An 18,627-nucleotide genomic window follows, 5' to 3' on the forward strand; every position below is an offset into this window, starting at 1 on the left:
GGATATCCATGGCAACCGGCAGGCTTTTGACGTGTGCCTGAAGGCGGCGCGCGAGCGCGGTGCGGAGCGCTTCATCCTGCTTGGCGATTTCGTCGGCTATGGCGCCGATCCGGAATGGGTTGTCGATACCGCGATGGAACTGGTGGCTCACGGCGCCGTCGCTGTCCGCGGCAATCACGACCAGGCGGTCCAATCGTCGGCCGAGACCATGAACGCCGAGGCGCAGATCGCGATCGAATGGACTCGCGGCCGGCTCGATGCCGCGCAGCGGCGCTTCCTCGCGGAGCTGCCGATGTTCGTCGAGGATGACGACCGCCTCTATGTGCATTCGGAAGCCTCGCACCCGACGCGATGGCACTATGTCCGCTCGACGACGGACGCCGCAAAAAGCCTGATCGCGACGCCGTGCCACGTCACTTTCTGCGGCCACGTCCATCGCCCGGCGCTTTATTCGATGTCGGTGACCGCGAAGATGACGAGCTTCGTACCCAAGACCGACGTTCCCGTGCAGCTCTTGCGCGGCCGGCAATGGCTCGCGGTGATGGGCTCGGTCGGCCAGCCGCGCGACGCCGATCCCTCCGCCTGCTTTACGCTGTTCGACACCGAGAGCTGTCAGATCACCTATTGCCGGGCACCCTATGACATCGAGGTGGCGGCGAGCCGGATCCGAGAGAACGGCCTGCCGCATTGGCTGGCCGACCGGTTGTCGCAGGGACGCTGAGCGATGCCAAAATCCCTGGTCAAGGTCGGAGCTGAGATCGACGGCTTCACCGTCGGTGAATGCGTGCATGCCGGCGGCATGGCGACGCTGTGGGCGGTCACCCATCCCGGCATCGACGCGCCGCTTCTGATGAAAGTTCCGCGGGTGTCCGAGGGCGAGGACCCGGCCGCCATCGTCTCCTTCGAGATGGAGCAGATGATCCTGCCGCGGCTCTCCGGCCCGCACGTGCCACACTGCTTCGGCACCGGCGATTTCGCGCGCCAGGCCTATGTCGTGATCGAGCAGCTTCCCGGCACCACGCTCTATCCGCGGCTGCCCGACCTGCCGTTGCCGTATGAGGAGGCGCGCGTGCTGGTCGCAAAGATCGCGACCGCGCTGGCCGATCTGCACCGGCAGAACGTGATCCACCACGACATCAAGCCGAGCAGCATCATGTTCCGGGCAAGCGGCGAGGCGGTGCTGATCGACTTTGGGCTGTCGCATCACGACCATCTGCCGGACTTGTTGCAGGAGGAGTTCCGGCTGCCCTACGGCACCGCGCCGTATATGGCACCGGAGCGGCTGTTGGGCCTGCGCGACGATCCGCGCAGCGATCTGTTTTCGCTGGGCGTGCTGCTCTATTTCTTCACTACGGGCGAGCGTCCCTTCGGCGAGGGCGAGACACTGCGCGCAATGCGACGCCGGCTGTGGCGCGATCCGCATCCGCCGCGCAACTTGCGTCCCGATTATCCGCCCTGGCTTCAGGAAATCGTGCTTCGATGCCTGGAGATCGAGCCGGTCCGGCGCTATCCGACCGCCTCGCAGCTCGCCTTCGATCTCACCCATCCCGACAAGGTCAGGCTTACCGCGCGCTCGGAGCGACTGAAGCGCGATCCGCTCTCGGTCGCCTGGCGGCGGCGCTTCAATCAGGAGGTGACGCAGCCGCGGCCGAAATCGGATGTGGCGGCGCAGATTGCCTCGAGCCCGATCCTTGCAATCGCGCTCGACACCGCCGAGGGCGCGCCCGAATTGAACGAGGCGCTGCTCGTCACGACCGAACGGATCCTGGCTACGCTACCCTCGGCGCGGCTCGCCTGCGTCAACGTGCTGAAGCTGAACCGTCTCGTGATCGACCGGACGCTCGACGAAGACGGATCCAACAAGCATATCGACCGGATGGTCGCGCTCAGGCATTGGGCAACGCCGCTCAAGCTCGACGAGAGCCGGCTCACGGTTCATGTGCTGGAGGCGATCGATCCGGCCGCCGCGATCCTGGAATTCGCCGAGATCAACCAGGTCGACCACGTCATCATCGGCGCGCGGCAGAGCTCGTTCAGGCGCACGCTGCTCGGCAGCGTTTCATCGAAGGTCGCCTCCGAAGCAACCTGCACCGTCACCGTGGTGCGGCCGCCGAGGATGGCCGCGGATTCAGAAGAGGTGAGGGCGGACGAAGCCGCGGGCTAGCTGCGCATGATCCGGAAAAGTGTGTAGCGGTTTTCCGGCGCGACAAACGCGGAATGCGTTTACGCGGAGATCATGCGCAGACAAAAAGGTAGTGCGCAGTTCAGAGGGCGTGGGCAGCGTGACCATCGCGCTTGCGGCGGACGGGCAGCCAGAAGTCCGGGCCGGCGTTGCTGCGGTCGGGACCGACGCCGAAGAACTGGATGATCTCGCGGCAGGGTTCACAATTGAACAGATTGCCGGAGGAGGCTGCCTTCGACATCTCGTTCAGGCAGTTGGGGCAAAGCGGTTTCATCAGGCAATTCCAAAAAAAAATCAGTGCTGACGCGGTGACCCGAACTGGTCCAGGTCCACGATCTCGGACCCGGTGTCATCGTTGGCTTCGCACGCTGTACGCTCGTAGCGACCGAAGAAATAATCGAGGTCCGGATGCGGGCGCCGCGGGATGCGGCACCTGCGCTTCGGTTGACGTTTCGCGATCGCGACCTTCACGGGCGTTCAGCCCCGGTGGCGATTGAGGTGGATGATGCGGGCGGAACGAGATGCGACCTTCACCGGGGGCGCTACATGGACGCGGCGCGCCGCAGTCACGGCATTCAAGCCGAGCCACAACGCCACGCCAATCCAGACCAGGGTCGCCGTCATGAGGTACTCCCGTCGAAAAGGGGAGCGCTCTTGTGCATTGATTTGTACGAATCAGGGAAGCTGGGATGACTACGGGGTTTAAGGCAATCTTAAGTTTGTCGCGGTGCAACACCCGTAGAAACCCGCGAGGTATTTCGTCCGCGCGGGTTCAGATCGCTTCACCGCGCGCGTTTGCGGCCGCATCGCGGATCGCGGCGATGTTGGTCTTATAGGCCTCTTGCGTGCCGCCGCGGAACACCGCAGTGCCGGCGACGAATGCGTTCGCACCGGCCGCAGCAAGGGCACCCGCGACGTCGGGCCCGACGCCGCCATCGACCTCGATGTCGATCGGCCTGCCTGCGGTCATCGCGCGGATGTCGCGGATCTTGCCGAGCGCGGAGGGAATGAAGGCCTGGCCGCCGAAGCCGGGATTGACCGACATCACCAGCACGAGATCGATCAGGTCGACGACGTATTCAATCGCGCTGATCGGCGTGCCCGGGTTGAGTGAGACCCCGGCCTTCTTGCCGAGCGCGCGGATCGCCTGGAGCGAGCGGTGCAGGTGAGGACCTGCCTCCGCATGCACAGTGATGTGGTCGCAGCCGGCCTTGGCGAAGGCCTCCAGGTAGGGATCGCAGGGCGCGATCATCAGATGCGCATCGAAGATCTTCTTGGTGTGCGGACGCATCGCCATGATGACGTCGGGGCCATACGAGATGTTCGGAACAAAATGCCCGTCCATGACGTCGAGATGCATCCAGTCGGCGCCGGCGGCATCGACCGCGCGCACCTCTTCGCCGAGCCTGGAAAAATCCGACGCCAGGATCGACGGCGCGATCACCAGGGGGCGGAGTGCGAGGGCTTGGGTCATGGGCACAGTTTCCCGAAAAGTGTTGGGCCGTGTGACGATGGGCCTCGCCTAACATGGGCGATGCGGGGGGGGCAATGCAGGGGGAGGCGCTTCCTGTGGGCGGAAAATTCTGCCGTAACCGGCACGAATTGCCGGTGTTCCCTGGCGGCCCAAGGCGCGGCAAAGCCGGATTTGATTGAGGTTTTTGCGCTGGCACGACGCTTGCTGACTGGACTGGAGCATTGGCCGCGGCTTGCCGCATCGTCCGGAGTTGTCGAATGTTGTTCGCCCTTGGTGCCGTGTCGGGTGCGCTCGACGCGTTGCAGTCGTTGACGTCCTCGAAGACGTCCTCGACGCAGCAGACAGGCTCCACGCAAGGGGCGACCAACCCGTTCTCGATCGACAGCGGCAGCAGCACGACGAGTGGCGCGAGCTCGTCGGTCAACTCCGGCAACTGTCCGCAGATCTCGCCTGAGACGATGAGCGCGCTGATTGCGGCGCAAAGCCAGTCGTCGGTGAGCACGAGCAGCTCCTCCAGCTCGACCTCGTCGAGCTCCTCAACGAGCTCATCGTCGACGTCGATGAGTCCGCAGGACGCGCTGAAGGATCTGTTCTCGCAGATCGATGCTGATGGCGACGGCAGTATCACCAAATCGGAATTCGAAAACGCGCTGGGCGCGGGCGGCACCAATGTGGCGCAGGCCGACGACGTCTTCTCCAAGCTCGACACCAATGGCGACGGCAGCGTCAGCCTCGACGAGATGTCGAAGGCGCTGCAGGGTGGGCATCACGGTCACCACCATGCCGAAAGCGCCGGCAGCTCCAGCGGCTCCGGAGACGCCAGCTCCAGCGGCTCGGACGGCGGCTCCGATCCGTTGACCGGGGCGACCTCGACGTCCGTGACCAATAGCGACGGCTCGACCACGACCACCGTCACCTATGCCGACGGCTCGAAGGTCTCGATGACGACGCCGGCTGCATCGAGCTCATCGAGCTCCGGCTCCAACTCCAGCGGCTCGAACGCGGCGACCTCGTCCTACAACTGGATCGAGCAGATGATCCAGCGCGAGGCGCAGCAATTGTCGGCCACCGCGGCCTCGTCGCTGTCGGTGAGCGTCTGACGAGAGAGCGGACTGCTCCGGCCGAATTTCGGGTGTCGTGCCCCGGCTTGACCGGGGCACCCAGTACGCCGCGGCCTCTCCGTGTGCGTCATTGTCTCTGGAATACTGGACCGCCCGGTCGAGCCCGGGCGGTGACGAGTGTTGGACTAACCGAACCGATCCCTCCACGAAGGTAGCGCAGCGGCGAACGGCAACGCCGTGGCGCTGTACACGCCACGCGCAATCGCGCGCGCCACGACGTTGGCTGCGACCATGCCGACCTCGGTGAGGTCGACGATCGGATCGATCGCCTTCTCGCAGGTCGCTGCGGCAAACAGCACGTCGCCGTCGGTGGGTGCATGCACCGGATAGATCGCACGGGCAAAGCCGGTCTGCCCGATCATGGCGAGGCGCTTGGCTTGCGCCTTGGTCAGCGTTGCGTCGGTGACCACGAGACCGATCGTCGTGTTCTCGCGCGCACTGGCGGCCGGCCCGCCCTTGATGCGCATCTTGAGCATGTCATCCGTGAAGCTATCCGGCAGGCCGCGTCCGCCGAACTCGCCGCCCACCTCGAACGGCGCGGCCCAGAACCAGGGGCCGTCGCCCACGGTGACGCTGCCGACTGCGTTGACGGCGGCGATTGCCGCGACCTTGATGCCGTTGCTGGTCACGGCGGACGCCGAGCCGAGCCCGCCCTTGAAATTCGCCGTGGTGGCGCCGAGGCCCGCGCCGACGTTGCCGAGCGCGAAGTCCACGCCGGCCGAGGCTGCCGCGGCGTAGCCGAGGTCGCGGTAGGGCGGGAAGCGTCCCCAGGCCTTGTCGCCGCCATTGAGAAGATCGAACAGGATCGCGCCCGGTACGATCGGGATCAGCGCCTCGCGGACCCGGAATCCGCGGCCCTGCTCGGCGAGCCAGGCCTGTACGCCGCCGCCAGTCTCGAGCCCGAAGGCGGAGCCGCCCGACAGCGCGATCGCATCGACGCGCTCGACCGTGTTGGCAAGATCGAGCAGAGCGTCCTCGCGCGTGCCGGGCCCGCCGCCGCGCACGTCGATCGCCGCCACCGCCGGCTGGTCGAAGACGATTGCGGTCGCGCCCGAGGCGAGCTTTTCGTCATGGGCGTGCCCGACGCGGACACCGGCGATGTCGGTGAGGAGGTTTTTCAAGGCGGCACTCCCGGCGCTGCAAGCGGCAGTGCCTTCAGCGATAGCGTAGGCGGAGGCTGCGCTCAACTGGCGAGCGCGATGCGGAGCATTCTGGCGAGCTCGGACTTGCGGTAGGGTTTTGCGAGCAGCAGCACGCCGGTATCGAGCCGGCCGTGATGGACGATGGCGTTTTCGGTATAGCCTGACGTGAACAGTGTCTTCAGCGCCGGGCGACGCCTCGCCGCTTCGTCGGCGAGCTGGCGGCCGTTCATGGCGCCGGGCATGATCACGTCGGTGAAGAGCAGGTCGATGTCGGCATTGCCGTCGATGAGCGTCAGCGCTTCCGCCGCATTCGCCGCTTCCAGCGCGTTGTAGCCGAGGCTCCTGATCTGGGTCACGACATATTGGCGTACCAGCGCGTCGTCCTCGACGATCAGGATCTTTTCGTCGCCGCCCTCGATCGGAACGTTCCGCATCGCCTCGAGCGGGGTCTCCTGCACGCCGGTCGAGCGCGGCAAATAGATCTTCACGCTCGTGCCGTGACCTTCCTCGCTGTAGATCTTGACGTGCCCGCCGGACTGCTTGACGAAGCCGAACACCATGCTCAGCCCAAGTCCGGTGCCCTTGCCGACCTCTTTCGTCGTGAAGAAGGGGTCGAACACCCGCTCGATCAGCTCAGCCGGAATGCCGGTGCCGGTGTCGCTCACCGCGATCATCACGTAGTTGCCGGCGATGATGTCGACGTTCATGCTCGCATAGCCCTCGTCGAGGAAGACGTTGCGGGTCTCCAGGACCAGCGTGCCGCCGTCGGGCATGGCGTCGCGCGCGTTCAAGGCGAGGTTCAGGATCGCGGTGGTGAGCTGGCTCGGATCGACCAGTGCCGGCCAGGCGTCCTCGGTCAGTTGCGGCGAGATGGTGACCTGCTCGCCGAGCGTCGGATGCAGCAGCTTGGCGGCTTCCACGACCAGCGCGTTGGGATCGACCTCGCGCGGCTGCAGCGGCTGCTTGCGGGCAAAGGCGAGGAGGTGCCTGGTCAATTGCGCGCCGCGTTCAGCCGCATCATCGATCAGCCTGGTGATCGCCGCCAGATCGGGCCGGTCGCCGACGGCGTCTGACAGGATCCCGATCGTGCCCGTGATGACCGTGAGCACATTGTTGAAATCATGGGCGACGCCGCCGGTGAGCTGGCCGATGGCGTCCATCTTCTGCGCCTGCCTGAACTGGGCCTCGGCCGCTTTCTTTTCGGTGAGGTCGCGTCCGATGAAGAAATGGCGCTTCACCGGGTCGGACCAGGTGCCCATCCAGTTCAACGTGACGTCATGCCCGTCCCTGTGGGGGTAGCGCGCCTCGAAGCTGCGCTTGGTCAGGCCGCGCCGCGCGGCGCGCATTTCCTCGCGCGTTCCCTCGAGATCATCGGGATGGATGAACTCCGTCGCGTTGTGTCCGATCATGTCCTCCGGGCTGAAACCGAGGATATCCTTCACGCTCGGGCTGACCTGAACGAAATTGCCGTAACCGTCGGTGACCAGGATCAGGTCCTGCGACGTCTCGAAGATGCGCTGGCGCTCCTCGACCTCGCGATTGAGCGCGGCCTGCGTTCGCTTCCGCTCGGTGATGTCGCGGGCGATCTTGGAGGCGCCGATGATCTTGCCGTCCGACGACCACAGCGGGAACTGGCTGAGCACGACGTCGAGCGGCTGCCCGCTCTTGTGCACGCGCACGGTTTCGTGCTGCTCGATGACCTCGCCATTTCGGGTGCGGGCGAGGATGTCCTCCAACTCCTCCCGGCGGCCCTCCGGCATGATGATGTCGATCGGTTTGCCGACGGCTTCCGTCGCGGAGAAGCCGAACAAGCGCTCGGCGGCGCGATTCCAAGCGGTGATGGTGCCATCGAGCGTCTTGGTGATGATGGCATCGTTGGAGGATTCCACAACCGAGCTGAACAGCCGCTCGCGCTCGCCGTGATGGTCGCGCTCCGAGGCCGATTGCCGTCGCAGCATGCCGAGCAAATCGATGGTCTGCGCCTGCAGGCGGACATTCTCGATCAACAGCACCGCGAGCACGAAGCTCGCGGCTAGTAGACCATAGATCCGCCCCGCGTAAAAACCGAGATCGAAGCGAGCGCCATTGAGGATTCCCGACAGGGCGATATCGAATAGCCAGGCGCACATGACAACCATGAGCCAGACGTCGATCACCGAATGCGGCCGCCGAAACCACAGCGTGACCAGGGCGGCGGCGCTCAAGGACCATACGAACGAGATCACACCGATCTGCGTTGGCGTAAAGTGGCCGTCGCGCAAAAGGTCCGGCAGCAGGTCGTGCTTGGCCGTGACGATCCAGACAAAGGCGATGACCGCCGCGGCCGGTCCCAGTATGCTGCAGAGGATCGCAGGGCGCACCGCCCCCCTTATTTTGACGCCACCGCCGGCGTCCTTCAGCCAGGCATAGGCGAGCACGAACAGCGGAAAGCCGCCGTGCCAGATCATATAGAGCCAGGCGGTGGTCTGTGGACCCGCGCCCAAAAGTCCTGTTGGCGCGAACAACTCGGGGAAGGTCAGGGCGTGGGCAATTGCTGCCGCCGCGGTGAAAAGGTAGCCGGTCGAGAGCATCAACAGCGCGCGGGTCCGCAGGACCGCAAATTGCGACAACAGGAGCACCGCAGTGACGATGTCGATGATCGCAAGCGCGGACTGGTAACTCGCGACGAAGGCCGGAACGCGCGCAAGCGGCACTCGGGCGAACGGAACAGCCAAAGCGAACAGAATCGACGAGACGCCAACGATCGCCAATGCTGCAGTGCGATCGCTCCGAGCGGCCGGCAAGGTCGATAGAAAGGTGCTTCGGTCGTTCGGTGCCAGCACGTTCACCTCTCTTACGGACCGCCATTGACGCTTCCAGACACTCCTTGGAGCATATCCTAGCCCGCTACCGCTCTGCGCGGTAGCGGGGTCTGGGCACGCGCTCTGATGGGAAGATACGCGACTCAACCGAAGGTTAGAGCTTACTTAATTTTTCCCAGAACGAGCAGCCGAGACCGGGTAAGCTGGTCTTTACCGACTGGGGAAATAATACCTCTACCGCTGTGGCGGGATCCCGTTCCGGGAGGCAGATTTCTTGACCGACACCATTTCGTGACGACGGGAGTTGTTCCATGCCCCGGATCCTCGTGATCGACGACCAGAAGGAGGTCCGGGCGATGGTATCCATCGTGCTCCGGGTCAATCGTTTCGAGGTCGTGGAGGCGGAGAGCGGCGCGGCCGGCCTCAAGGCATTTGGCGAAGTGGCGTTCGATGCGGCGATCGTGGACATTTTCCTGGCCGACGCCAGCGGCCTCGAGGTCATGACGGCGATCCGCGAGAGCTCCCCAAACTTCCCGATCGTCGCCGTCTCCGGCATGACGGCCCTCGACTTCATGGAGGAGGCACCGGGCCTTGCCAACGTCGTCTGCCTGCAGAAGCCGTTCCGGCCCAATGATCTCCTCCAGGCGCTCAAGACGGCGCAGTCGGGCAAGCTCCAGGCCGCGGTCTGACTGCCGGATGCGAAAACGCCCCGGCGAGCCGGGGCGTTTGGAAGGATGGCCTCAACGCCGAGGCGTTGCGAACTCTCGTTACGAGCCCTTGGCGCCGAGTTCGGCGTAGTTGCCCTTGGCGTCCCACTTGTAGACGACGTAGTCGATCTGCTTGAGGTCGCCCTTGGCGTCAATTTCGATCGGGCCGAGCACCGTATCCCACTTGCCGGCCTTGATGGTCTCCATGACCTTCTTCGGATCGGTTGTGCCGGCCTTCTTCACCGCCTGCGACCAGACCTGCAGCGCGGCGTAGGTGTAGAGGGTGTAGCCTTCCGGATCGATGCCCTTCGCCTTGAAAGCTTCGACGATCTTCTTCGCGCTCGGCTTGTTGCGCGGATCGGGTCCGAAGGTGAACAGCGTGCCTTCACCCGCCGGGCCGGTGATGGAGGCGTACTCCTTGTCGGCCAGCGCGTCGCCCGACATCAGCACCGTCTTCAGGCCCTGGTCGCGCATCTGACGCAGGATCAGACCGGCTTCCTGATGGTAGCCGCCGATATAGACGAGGTCGATGTTGTCCTTCTTCAGGCGCGAAACAATCGCGTTGAAGTCCTTGTCGCCCTTGTTATAGGATTCGTAGAGCTTCTCGGTGATGCCGGCCTTGTTGAGGGCCTTCTTCGTCTCGTCCGCAAGACCCTTGCCGTAGGTGGTCTTGTCGTTGAGGATCGCGATGTTCTTGCCCTTGAAGTTCTTGCCGATGTACTGCGCGGCGATCAGGCCCTGCTGGTCGTCGCGGCCGCAGGTGCGCGCCACGTTCCACAGCTTGCGCTCGGTGAAGAGCGGGTTGGTGGAGGCAGGCGTGATCTGGAGCACGTTGCCGTCGGCATAGGCTTCCGAAGCCGGGATCGAGGACGACGAGCAGAAATGCCCGGCGACGAACGGGATCTTGGCGCCGGCGATCTTTTCCGCCACCGAGCGGGCCTGCTTGGGATCGCAGGCGTCGTCTTCGGCGTCGAGCGCGAGCTTCTTGCCGTTGACGCCGCCGGCGGCGTTGATGTCGGCCACCGCCAGGTCGGCGCCGTTCTTCATCTGCCGGCCGAAGGCGGACTCGGTACCGGTCAACGGGCCCGCGACTGCGATGGTGATATCCTGCGCGAACGCTGCCGTCGACAGCGCTACGGACGCGCCAAATGCCAGACCGATGAGCTTCAGTGATTTCATGAGATACCTCGCGGGTGGTCGTTTGTTGGGAGTTGCCGGGTTGGTCCGGTTCAAACCGGCGCCATTCTTGAATGAATTTACGGAGAAGTCACCGGCAAAATACGGGCATTAGCAAAGATATCTAGCCGCTTTCTCGCGCAGGGCGGGCCTGGTCAGGCGTGCCGGCCACCTTCCAGATAGGCGGCGCGGATTTCGGGGCGCTGCAGCAATTCGGCGCCGCTGCCCGCGAGCGTGATCAGGCCGTTGACCATGACGTAGCCGCGATGCGCGAGCTTCAGGGCATGATTGGCGTTCTGCTCGACGATCAGCACGGTCAGGCCATCCTGCCGGTTCAGGGTGCGGATCGCGTCGAAAATCTGTCGCGCAATGAGCGGTGCGAGCCCCAGCGAGGGTTCGTCGAGCATAAGCAGGCGAGGGCGGCTCATCAAGGCGCGGCCGATCGCCAGCATCTGTTGCTCGCCGCCGGACAGGGTTCCACCGCGTTGGGCAAATCGTTCCTTCAGGCGGGGAAACAGCGCGAACACGCGCTCGAGCGTGCTCTCCCGTTCCGCCGGCGTGCTGTCGGTGACATCAGCCCCCATCTGGAGGTTCTCGGCGACACTCATCCGCGGGAAGATGCGGCGGCCTTCCGGCGACTGCGCGATGCGCAAATGCGCGATCTCGTGGGTCGGGACGGCGGTGATGTCCTTGCCCTCGTACAGGATCTGCCCGGCGCGGGCGCGCGGCTTGCCGAAGATCGTCATCATCAGCGTCGACTTGCCGGCGCCGTTGGCGCCGATCAGCGCGACGATCTCGCCGGAATTGATCTCGACGTCGACGCCCTTCAGCGCCTCGATCTTGCCGTAGGCCGCGCGCAGGCCCCGGATCGCGAGCAGGGGGGATGCCGCCGTCACGACCCGCTCTCCATGACCGCCATCGCCTCTTCCTCGTCGGCGCCGAGATAGGCGGCGATCACCTTGGGATCGTCGCGCACCTCGCGCGGCGTGCCTTGCGCGATCTTCACGCCGTGGTCCATCACCACGATGTGGTCGGAGATCTCCATCACCACCGACATGTCGTGCTCGATCAGGAGGATCGACGTTCCGAGGTCGTTGCGGATCGAAAGCAAGAGCTCGCTCAAGGCGGCGCTCTCGCGCGCGTTGAGGCCGGCAGCCGGCTCGTCGAGGCACAGGAGTGCAGGCTCGGTGCACATCGCGCGCGCGATCTCGAGGCGGCGCTGGTCGCCATAGGCGAGGTTGCCGGCCGCATCGTCGGCGCGATCCAGGAGGCTAACTCGCTTCAGCCAGTCGGTGGCGAGAGCGATCGCCTGCGCCTCCGCACTGCGGTAGTTCGGCGCACCGATCAGGCCGAGGAAGGTGAAACCGGAGGCGCGCATCAACATGTTGTGCTGCGCCACCATCAGGTTTTCCAGCACGGTCATCCCGGGAAACAGGCGGATGTTCTGGAAGGTGCGCGCGACCTTGGCCTGCTTGGCGATGCGGAAGTCGTTGAGTTGCTCGAGCGCGATTTCCTTGCCGTCATCGTGGGTGAGGCGGATGGTGCCGCCGGTCGGCTTATAGAAGCCGGTGATGCAGTTGAACACCGTCGTCTTGCCGGCGCCGTTCGGTCCGATCAGCGCCGTGATCTTGCGCCGGTCCGCCGCGAACGACAGGTCTTGCACGGCGACGATGCCGCCGAAGCGCATGGTGAGCTGATCGACGCTGAGGATACGCTCGCCGCTCATCCGTGGCCTTCCTTGACGAGGTCGGAGGAGATGGCCTGCGCCTTCTTCAGATACACGGTCGGCGCGCGATGGCCGATCAGGCCGCGCGGTCGCCAGATCATGATCAGCACCATCGCCCAGCCGAAAACCAGCATGCGGTAGATCTCAAGCCCGCGGAACAGCTCGAAGCCGCCGATCATGGCGAGAGCGGCGAGCGCCACGCCAAGCTGCGAGCCCATTCCGCCGAGCACCACGATGGCAAGCACCAGCGCGGATTCCTGGAAGGTGAAGGATTCCGGGCTGATGAAACCCTGGCGCGTTGCGAAGAAGGCGCCGGCGAAGCCGCCGAACAGCGCACCCGTCGCGAATGCCGTCAGTTTCGTGGTAGTGGTGTTGATGCCGAGCGCACGGCAGGCGACCTCGTCCTCGCGCAACGCTTCCCAGGCGCGGCCGATCGGCAGGCGCCGCAACCGGATCGTCACCCAGTTGGTGAGCAGCGCCAACGCCAGGATCAGGTAGAACAGGAAGACGATGCGGTGGGTCGGCGAATATTCGATGCCGAGCTTTGCGGCGAGCCCATCGTCGCTGTTGTCGAGCGGGATGCCGAACAGGGTGGGGCGCGGAATGCCGGTGACGCCGTTCGGGCCGCCGGTCAGGCTCTGCCAATTGATGATGACGAGCCGGATGATCTCGCCGAAAGCGAGCGTGACGATCGCGAGATAGTCGCCGCGCAGTCGTAACACCGGGAAGCCGAGCATAACGCCCCACATGGCTGCGAGGATTCCGGCGAGCGGTAGGCAGATCCAGAACGACAGGCCGAAATTGGTGGCGAGCAGCGCATAGGAATAGGCCCCCACCGCATAGAAAGCGACGTAGCCGAGATCGAGCAGGCCGGCGAGCCCGACCACCACGTTGAGGCCCCAGCCCAGCATCACATAGGTGAGCACAAGGATCGCGAGGTCGAGGATGTAGCGTTGGTTGTAAAAGATCGCCGGCACGAGGAGGGTGAAGATCAGAAGCGCCGGCGCCAGGTACCGGCCAAGGATCGACATGCCGCGATGCACGGCGGGCGGCACCAGCTTCTCGGCGCCGACAGGGCCGATCCATTGCCGCAGCAACTCGATGAGGATCGATCCTCCGAATACGATGCCGACGATGGAGGCGAGTTCGCCGAACCTCGTCCAGTAGGTCAGTTGCCCATCGGGACCGGCCTCGGTGCGGATGCCGATCATCAGCGAAAACAGCACCAGCGCGACGAGGGCGCTCAGGAAAGCCTTTTTCAGGATGAAGGGGATACCCGCTGCGGTGCGGGTTGCGGATACCGTTTCTTGCGAAAGAGCTGTCACGCGGGCGACCCGTCAGACTTTTTCGACTTCGGGACGGCCGAGAAGGCCGGTCGGCATGAAGATTAGCACGATGATCAGGATCGAGAACGCGGCGACGTCCTTGTACTCGACCGAAAAATAGGCCGACCAGAAGGTCTCGATCAGGCCGATCGCAAGCCCGCCCAGCACCGCGCCCGGCAGCGAGCCGATGCCGCCGAGCACGGCCGCCGTGAACGCCTTGATGCCGGCGACGAAGCCCATGTTGAAATCGACCTGGCCATAGTAGAGCAGGTACATCAGGCCCGCCACTGCCGCGAGCGCCGCGCCGATCACGAAGGTCATGGAGATGGTGCGGTCGACATTGACGCCGAGCAGCGCCGCCATGGTCTGGTCCTGCTCGCAGGCGCGCATGTCGCGCCCAAGCCGCGTGCGCAATACGAGCCGGTTGAAGATCAACAGCAGCACGATCGTGGTGACGACCACCACGATCTGGATGTTGGAGAGCTGGATCACGAAACCGTCCGCGCTCTCGTGCAACGTGTAGCCGCCGGTGATCAACGGCGGGATCGGCTTGACCCGGGCGCCCTGCGCCACCTGCGAGTAGTTCGTCAGAACGAAGGACATGCCGATCGCCGACAGCATCGGGGCGAGGCGGAAGGAGTGGCGCAGCGGCCGGTAGGCGATGCGCTCGACGGTCCAGCCATAGAGCGCGGTGATTGCCATCGAGACCAGGAGCACGACGAGCAGGATGATCGGGACCGCGGTCAGGCCGAACGAAACCAGGATCAGGAAGGTGATCAGGGCGATGAAGCCGCCGATCATGAAGATGTCGCCATGGGCGAAATTGATCATGCCGACGATGCCGTAGACCATCGTGTAGCCGATGGCGATCAGGCCATAGATCGAACCGAGGACGAGACCGTTGATGAGCTGCTGGGTGAAATAGTCCATGGGCTGCCGTTATCTGAACTTGGTGCGGCTCAAAGGGAGCTCTTGAGAGAGAGTTCTTGGGGCCCCGGCAGCCCTTGAGCATCCCTTTTGTTGTAACAGGAGGGAACTGGCCGCCGCAACTGGGCTTGGCCTTGGCATAAAGGCTTGTACAGAGTTCATTTCGCGTCCCGGGTTCCACCTCCGGAGAGGGAACCCGGTTCCCCGGCAACCAAAATAGACACCGGCCGTTATGCTCTTCTGGCGTCCAACAAGGGAGTTTCCCGCGATGACGAAGCAGCAAAATCAGAATCCGGGCCAGCAGAATCAGAAGCCCGGCCAGCGCCCCGATCAGCAGCAGCAGGGTGGTGGCCAGAAACCCGGACAGCAGCAACAGGATCCGATGCGCCAGGGCGACAAGCCGGGCCAGCATGGTCAGGACCAGCGTTGATCCCGAAGCACCTTGGAGTTGTGCAAGCGCCTTGGAGTTGCAAGCACTTTGGAGTTGTAAGAGTCCCGCCGAAAGGCGGGACTTTTTCCATTTGCCCGGCTGAGGCTTGTCCACGGCAGTTAAGGTAAACAAAGGGTTTAAATTGCCGCCTCAAGTCGAGGGGAGTTAGCTGCCGCAAAAGGCCCCGACCGGCTCGGGCCCAACGGAAATCATGCGGGAAGCGGCAATGCTGAAGAACTGGCGGATCAGCTCAATCAATGGCGTGGTGTTGGCCGCCTATTTCATCCCGGCCTGGACGTTGATTGCCTTTAATATCATGGTCGCCCCCGTGCACGGCCTCTACGAGCGGCCGAGCGTCGCGGTGGCGCTGTTCATCAGCGACCAGCTTCAGATGTCGGGCATGAGCACGGTCCGCGCGGCGTGGCTGCTGGCGCTCGGCCGCCTCACCGTGGTGGCCTTCTTTGCCATTTTCCTGGCGCTGCTCTCGCTCCCCAGGGTCCGCAAGGCCGGCGGCTCCGACGAGGCGCTCGCCATTGCACTTGTCATCGGCAGCCTGATGTCGTTTGCGAGCATGGTGATGGCCTCGAAGGTCGGCGAGATGGCTGCCCTCAGGCTGCACGCGACCGAGCTCTTGCTGCTGCTCGGCGCGACAATCGTGCTGGTGATCGAGCGGCCGGCCCAGCCGCGCGTCGAATCGACAGCGTCGCTAGGGCTTGAGCAGGCCGAGCTCCTGCACAATCGCTGAGGCTTCCTTGACCGCGTGGTTGGCCGCCGGCACGCCGCAATAGATCGCCTGCTGCAGAAGGATTTCCTTGATATCGTCGGGGGTGAAGCCGCCCTCGGCGAGCGCTGCGCGCACGTGCAGGCGAAATTCGTCCCATTGCCCGAGCGCGACCATGGTGCCGATGACGAGCACGCGACGGGTCCGCTCGTCGAAATGCGGCCGCGTCCAGATCTCGCCCCAGGCGTAGCGGGTGATCAGGTCCTGGAAATCGGTGTTGAACGCATTGCGGTTGGCGATCGACTTGTCGACCCAGGCGTTGCCGAGCACCTTGCGGCGCACCTTCATGCCGGCATCGCGGCGCTTCTCGTCGTCCATGGACTTCTCCTCTTGGGCGGTTCTTCACCTCGCCCCATCGGGGAGAGGTCGATTTGCGCAGCAAATCGGGTGAGGGCGCTCAGGTGCTCATGAGGGACCATAACCCCTCACCCGGCGCTTTGCGCCGACCTCTCCCGATGGGAGAGGTGTTCGAACGTGCGGCACTATCGTTGCGTCAAGAAGCCGACCACCGCGTCAGTGAAGGCGTGCGGCTGCTCGACATTTGAGATGTGGGCGGCATCGATGATGGTCATGCTGGCGCCGGGAATTTGGCTGCGGATCAATTCGCCCGCCGAAATTGGGGTTGCCATGTCGTGGCGGCCGGCGATCACCAGCGTCGGGCTCTTGATCTTCGGCAGCAGCGCGCGCTGGTCGAGCGTCGACAGCGCCTCGCAGCAAGCGAGATAGCCCTCGACCGGGGAGGCCACCAGCATCGCCTTCATCTTCGCGGTAATCTGCGGCTCGCGCTCGCGGAAGTCGGCCGTCAGCCAGCCGGCGATCACGGTATCGGCGACAGCGGCGATGCCGCCTTCCTTGACCGCCTTGATCCGGTTCAGCCAGTTGGTCGGATCGGGGTAGTAGCAGCTCGTGTTGGCGAGGATGATCTTGCCAAACCGCTCCGGCGCGTGGGCGCCCAGCCATTGCCCGACCATGCCGCCCATCGACAGGCCGCACCAATGCACCTTCTCGATGTTGAGGTCGTCAAGGATCGCCAGCACGTCGCGGCCGAAGCGCTCCATCGAATAGGGACCGGGGGCCACGGTGGACTTGCCATGGCCGCGGCGGTCGTAGCGGATGACGCGGAACACCTGCGTCAGCGCCTTCATCTGCGGCTCCCACATCTGCAGCGTGCAGCCGAGCGAGTTGGAGAGCATCAGGGTTGGCCCGCCGTCGCGGCCCTCGACGGAGACGTTGAGCAGGCACCCGTCGGCATCGATCATGGGCATATGGCGGGGTCTCCGTTTTGGAGCATGATCCGGAAAAGTGCGCAGCGGTTTTCCGAAAGGATCATGCTCAAACCATTAATCTTGGTCGAGGCTGTCGAGCAGCCGGTCGATCAGGGCCTGGGAAGCGCCTTGATAGGCCATCGGCTCGAACAATGCCGCAATTTTCTCCGGCGCAAGATGCGCGGTGACGTTCGAATCAGCCGTGAGCACGTCGCGCAAATGCTTCTTCTCGGCGACCGCCTTCTTGCTGGCGGACTCGATCAGGTGATGCGCCTCGCTCTTGCCGATTGTTTCGGCGAGCGCGAAGGTGACGGCTTCCGCCATGATCAGGCCATGCGTCACGTCGAGATTGGCGCGCATGCGCGCGACGTCGACGTCGAGTCCTTCGGCGATATCGACGATGGCAGCAAGCGCGCCGGAAGCGACCAGCATCAACTGCGGCAGCGTCGGCCATTCCGCGTGCCACGGGCCGGCGCTGCGCTCGTGATCCTGGACCTGGGCCGCGAAGATCGTCGCGGCCAATTGCGGCGCCATCGTAGCAGCCCCAAGCGCGCTTGCCGCTGCGACCGGATTGCGCTTGTGCGGCATGGTCGAGGAGCCGCCGCGGCCTTCGCCGGCGGGCTCAAAAGCTTCGGCGACGTCGGTCTGCATCATCAGCGAGACGTCGCGGGCGATCTTGCCGCAACTGCCGGCAAGAATCGCAAGGCTTGATGCCGCCTCGGCGATTCGGTCGCGATGGGTATGCCAGGGCGCTTCGGGCAATTGCAGGTTCAACTCCTGCGCAAGCCGCTCGGCGACGACAAGCCCCTTGTCGCCAAGCGCTGCGAGCGTGCCGGCGGCGCCGCCGAATTGCAGCGCGAGGCCTTCGCGGCGGAGCCGCCGCAGCCGGCAGCGTGCGCGGGCAAGGCTTGCGGCATATTCGGCAGCCTTCAATCCGAACGGCTTCGGCAGCGCGTGCTGGAGCCAGGTGCGCGCGACCATGGCGGTGTTGCGGTAGGTGCGCGCCAGTGCAGCGAGCCCTTTGATGGCGCGGCTGAGGTCGGCGTCCAGCGCGTCGATCCCGGCGCGAAGCATCAGCATGGTCGCAGTGTCGATGACGTCCTGGCTGGTCGCGCCCCAGTGCACGTAGCGCGCCGCCTCTGCATCGGCCCTGGCGACGCCGGCGGTCAGCGCCTTGACGAGGGGGATCGCCAGATTGCCCGACCTGGTCGCGGCTTCGGCGAGCGCGGCAAGGTCGTACGCGGCCGCCTTGCAGGCGGCTTCGATCGGGCCGACCGCGCTTGCGGGAATCACGCCGGTGGCAGCTTCAGCCCGGGCCAGCGCTGCCTCAAATTCGAGCATGTTTTGCAGATAAGCCCGATCATCGCAGATCGCGCGCATGGCGGCGCTCGACAGCATCGGCGCAAGCAGGGGGGAGAGGGATGTGCTCATGTTGCGCGGGACCTAACCACCATGGGCCGCGTCTGCCAATCCCCAACCGTTCACGCAAGCTTTTTGCAGTTGCGAATATGCATTGCATGTGATCGTCGGTCGCCCTTTCCTTTGCGGCTGCCCTGCGTTACTTGAGCAG

At 64.6% G+C, this 18,627-nt stretch carries 19 protein-coding genes; 6 read left to right on the plus strand and 13 right to left on the minus strand.

All coding sequences use genetic code 11. From position 1 onward, the window contains the following. Positions 1 to 721, plus strand: a 721-nt coding sequence (locus tag SO140_RS24310; RefSeq protein ID WP_498543308.1) for a metallophosphoesterase family protein, incomplete at its 5' end; no start/stop codon positions are given. A 3-nt stretch (positions 722 to 724) separates the two neighbouring features. After that, entirely contained in the window at positions 725 to 2,164 is a 1,440-nt protein-coding gene (locus SO140_RS24315) for a serine/threonine protein kinase (RefSeq protein ID WP_449377192.1), read from the plus strand. A 100-nt stretch (positions 2,165 to 2,264) separates the two neighbouring features. Here SO140_RS24315 and SO140_RS24320 read toward each other — a convergent pair whose 3' ends face one another. The 3 genes from SO140_RS24320 to rpe all read right to left on the minus strand — a co-directional run bounded on the left by SO140_RS24320 (position 2,265) and on the right by rpe (position 3,656). Next, the gene (locus SO140_RS24320) at positions 2,265 to 2,456 is read right to left on the minus strand and encodes a hypothetical protein (RefSeq protein ID WP_449377193.1); all 192 of its coding nucleotides are present in this window, start codon (positions 2,454 to 2,456) and stop codon (positions 2,265 to 2,267) included. Positions 2,457 to 2,659: 203 nt separating this feature from the next. Next, positions 2,660 to 2,806, minus strand: coding sequence for a hypothetical protein (locus SO140_RS24325; protein WP_449377194.1), 147 nt, complete (start codon positions 2,804 to 2,806; stop codon positions 2,660 to 2,662). A 148-nt stretch (positions 2,807 to 2,954) separates the two neighbouring features. After that, a complete protein-coding gene (gene rpe / locus SO140_RS24330; protein ID WP_449377195.1) occupies positions 2,955 to 3,656 on the minus strand; it encodes a ribulose-phosphate 3-epimerase in 702 nt (233 codons plus the stop codon). Positions 3,657 to 3,913: 257 nt separating this feature from the next. Between rpe and SO140_RS24335 the strand changes: the two genes are divergently transcribed. Then, complete coding sequence (locus tag SO140_RS24335; protein WP_449377196.1) at positions 3,914 to 4,756, plus strand: EF-hand domain-containing protein; 843 nt, start codon at positions 3,914 to 3,916, stop codon at positions 4,754 to 4,756. 146 nt (positions 4,757 to 4,902) lie between these two features. Here the strand turns inward: SO140_RS24335 and SO140_RS24340 are convergent, their stop codons facing one another. Together SO140_RS24340 and SO140_RS24345 are read right to left on the minus strand one after the other, a co-directional pair. Continuing rightward, the gene (locus SO140_RS24340) at positions 4,903 to 5,898 is read right to left on the minus strand and encodes a P1 family peptidase (protein ID WP_449377197.1); all 996 of its coding nucleotides are present in this window, start codon (positions 5,896 to 5,898) and stop codon (positions 4,903 to 4,905) included. A 62-nt stretch (positions 5,899 to 5,960) separates the two neighbouring features. Further along, positions 5,961 to 8,741: a PAS domain S-box protein gene (locus tag SO140_RS24345; RefSeq protein WP_474798532.1), complete on the minus strand. Its 2,781-nt coding sequence runs from the start codon at positions 8,739 to 8,741 to the stop codon at positions 5,961 to 5,963. A 290-nt stretch (positions 8,742 to 9,031) separates the two neighbouring features. Between SO140_RS24345 and SO140_RS24350 the strand changes: the two genes are divergently transcribed. Then, positions 9,032 to 9,409, plus strand: coding sequence for a response regulator (locus tag SO140_RS24350; protein WP_449377199.1), 378 nt, complete (start codon positions 9,032 to 9,034; stop codon positions 9,407 to 9,409). Between the two features lie 78 nt (positions 9,410 to 9,487). Here SO140_RS24350 and SO140_RS24355 read toward each other — a convergent pair whose 3' ends face one another. The 5 genes from SO140_RS24355 to SO140_RS24375 form a co-directional block, all read right to left on the minus strand. Beyond that, entirely contained in the window at positions 9,488 to 10,606 is a 1,119-nt protein-coding gene (locus tag SO140_RS24355; protein ID WP_449377200.1) for a branched-chain amino acid ABC transporter substrate-binding protein, read from the minus strand. Positions 10,607 to 10,758: 152 nt separating this feature from the next. Next, the gene (locus SO140_RS24360) at positions 10,759 to 11,499 is read right to left on the minus strand and encodes an ABC transporter ATP-binding protein (protein ID WP_027525334.1); all 741 of its coding nucleotides are present in this window, start codon (positions 11,497 to 11,499) and stop codon (positions 10,759 to 10,761) included. Beyond that, positions 11,496 to 12,329, minus strand: a complete 834-nt coding sequence (locus tag SO140_RS24365) for an ABC transporter ATP-binding protein (protein ID WP_449377201.1) — start codon at positions 12,327 to 12,329, stop codon at positions 11,496 to 11,498. Before SO140_RS24365 ends, SO140_RS24360 begins: the two co-directional genes overlap by 4 nt. Continuing rightward, positions 12,326 to 13,654 carry a high-affinity branched-chain amino acid ABC transporter permease LivM gene (gene livM, locus SO140_RS24370; protein WP_449377202.1) on the minus strand — a complete coding sequence of 443 codons (1,329 nt, stop codon included), beginning with the start codon at positions 13,652 to 13,654 and terminating at the stop codon, positions 12,326 to 12,328. Before livM ends, SO140_RS24365 begins: the two co-directional genes overlap by 4 nt. A gap of 12 nt (positions 13,655 to 13,666) precedes the next feature. Then, entirely contained in the window at positions 13,667 to 14,584 is a 918-nt protein-coding gene (locus SO140_RS24375; RefSeq protein WP_449377203.1) for an ABC transporter permease subunit, read from the minus strand. Positions 14,585 to 14,849: 265 nt separating this feature from the next. Here SO140_RS24375 and SO140_RS24380 point away from each other — a divergent pair, with 265 nt between their 5' ends. Both SO140_RS24380 and SO140_RS24385 read left to right on the plus strand, forming a co-directional pair. Beyond that, positions 14,850 to 15,011: a hypothetical protein gene (locus SO140_RS24380; RefSeq protein ID WP_254111720.1), complete on the plus strand. Its 162-nt coding sequence runs from the start codon at positions 14,850 to 14,852 to the stop codon at positions 15,009 to 15,011. 226 nt (positions 15,012 to 15,237) lie between these two features. Continuing rightward, positions 15,238 to 15,756 carry a hypothetical protein gene (locus tag SO140_RS24385; RefSeq protein WP_449377204.1) on the plus strand — a complete coding sequence of 173 codons (519 nt, stop codon included), beginning with the start codon at positions 15,238 to 15,240 and terminating at the stop codon, positions 15,754 to 15,756. Here the strand turns inward: SO140_RS24385 and SO140_RS24390 are convergent. The 3 genes from SO140_RS24390 to SO140_RS24400 all read right to left on the minus strand — a co-directional run bounded on the left by SO140_RS24390 (position 15,718) and on the right by SO140_RS24400 (position 18,488). Continuing rightward, the gene (locus SO140_RS24390) at positions 15,718 to 16,110 is read right to left on the minus strand and encodes a carboxymuconolactone decarboxylase family protein (protein WP_449377205.1); all 393 of its coding nucleotides are present in this window, start codon (positions 16,108 to 16,110) and stop codon (positions 15,718 to 15,720) included. The two genes, SO140_RS24385 and SO140_RS24390, sit on opposite strands and share 39 nt — an antisense overlap. A 164-nt stretch (positions 16,111 to 16,274) precedes the next feature. Continuing rightward, the gene (gene pcaD / locus SO140_RS24395) at positions 16,275 to 17,057 is read right to left on the minus strand and encodes a 3-oxoadipate enol-lactonase (protein ID WP_449377206.1); all 783 of its coding nucleotides are present in this window, start codon (positions 17,055 to 17,057) and stop codon (positions 16,275 to 16,277) included. A 75-nt stretch (positions 17,058 to 17,132) separates the two neighbouring features. Then, positions 17,133 to 18,488: a 3-carboxy-cis,cis-muconate cycloisomerase gene (locus SO140_RS24400; RefSeq protein WP_449377207.1), complete on the minus strand. Its 1,356-nt coding sequence runs from the start codon at positions 18,486 to 18,488 to the stop codon at positions 17,133 to 17,135. Between the last annotated feature and the right edge of the window lie 139 nt (positions 18,489 to 18,627).

It is taken from the genome of Bradyrhizobium sp. UFLA05-108 (assembly GCF_059803455.1).

Excerpts from the sequence above, each read along its gene's own strand:
- SO140_RS24350 (WP_449377199.1), top strand. The coding sequence starts at position 9,032 with ATGCCCCGGATCCTCGTGATCGACGACCAGAAGGAGGTCCGGGCGATG.
- SO140_RS24320 (WP_449377193.1), bottom strand. The coding sequence starts at position 2,456 with ATGAAACCGCTTTGCCCCAACTGCCTGAACGAGATGTCGAAGGCAGCC.
- SO140_RS24400 (WP_449377207.1), bottom strand. The coding sequence starts at position 18,488 with ATGAGCACATCCCTCTCCCCCCTGCTTGCGCCGATGCTGTCGAGCGCC.
- SO140_RS24385 (WP_449377204.1), top strand. The coding sequence starts at position 15,238 with ATGCTGAAGAACTGGCGGATCAGCTCAATCAATGGCGTGGTGTTGGCC.
- SO140_RS24325 (WP_449377194.1), bottom strand. The coding sequence starts at position 2,806 with ATGACGGCGACCCTGGTCTGGATTGGCGTGGCGTTGTGGCTCGGCTTG.
- SO140_RS24315 (WP_449377192.1), top strand. The coding sequence starts at position 725 with ATGCCAAAATCCCTGGTCAAGGTCGGAGCTGAGATCGACGGCTTCACC.
- SO140_RS24390 (WP_449377205.1), bottom strand. The coding sequence starts at position 16,110 with ATGGACGACGAGAAGCGCCGCGATGCCGGCATGAAGGTGCGCCGCAAG.
- pcaD (WP_449377206.1), bottom strand. The coding sequence starts at position 17,057 with ATGCCCATGATCGATGCCGACGGGTGCCTGCTCAACGTCTCCGTCGAG.
- SO140_RS24355 (WP_449377200.1), bottom strand. The coding sequence starts at position 10,606 with ATGAAATCACTGAAGCTCATCGGTCTGGCATTTGGCGCGTCCGTAGCG.
- SO140_RS24335 (WP_449377196.1), top strand. The coding sequence starts at position 3,914 with ATGTTGTTCGCCCTTGGTGCCGTGTCGGGTGCGCTCGACGCGTTGCAG.
- rpe (WP_449377195.1), bottom strand. The coding sequence starts at position 3,656 with ATGACCCAAGCCCTCGCACTCCGCCCCCTGGTGATCGCGCCGTCGATC.
- SO140_RS24365 (WP_449377201.1), bottom strand. The coding sequence starts at position 12,329 with ATGAGCGGCGAGCGTATCCTCAGCGTCGATCAGCTCACCATGCGCTTC.
- SO140_RS24375 (WP_449377203.1), bottom strand. The coding sequence starts at position 14,584 with ATGGACTATTTCACCCAGCAGCTCATCAACGGTCTCGTCCTCGGTTCG.
- SO140_RS24380 (WP_254111720.1), top strand. The coding sequence starts at position 14,850 with ATGACGAAGCAGCAAAATCAGAATCCGGGCCAGCAGAATCAGAAGCCC.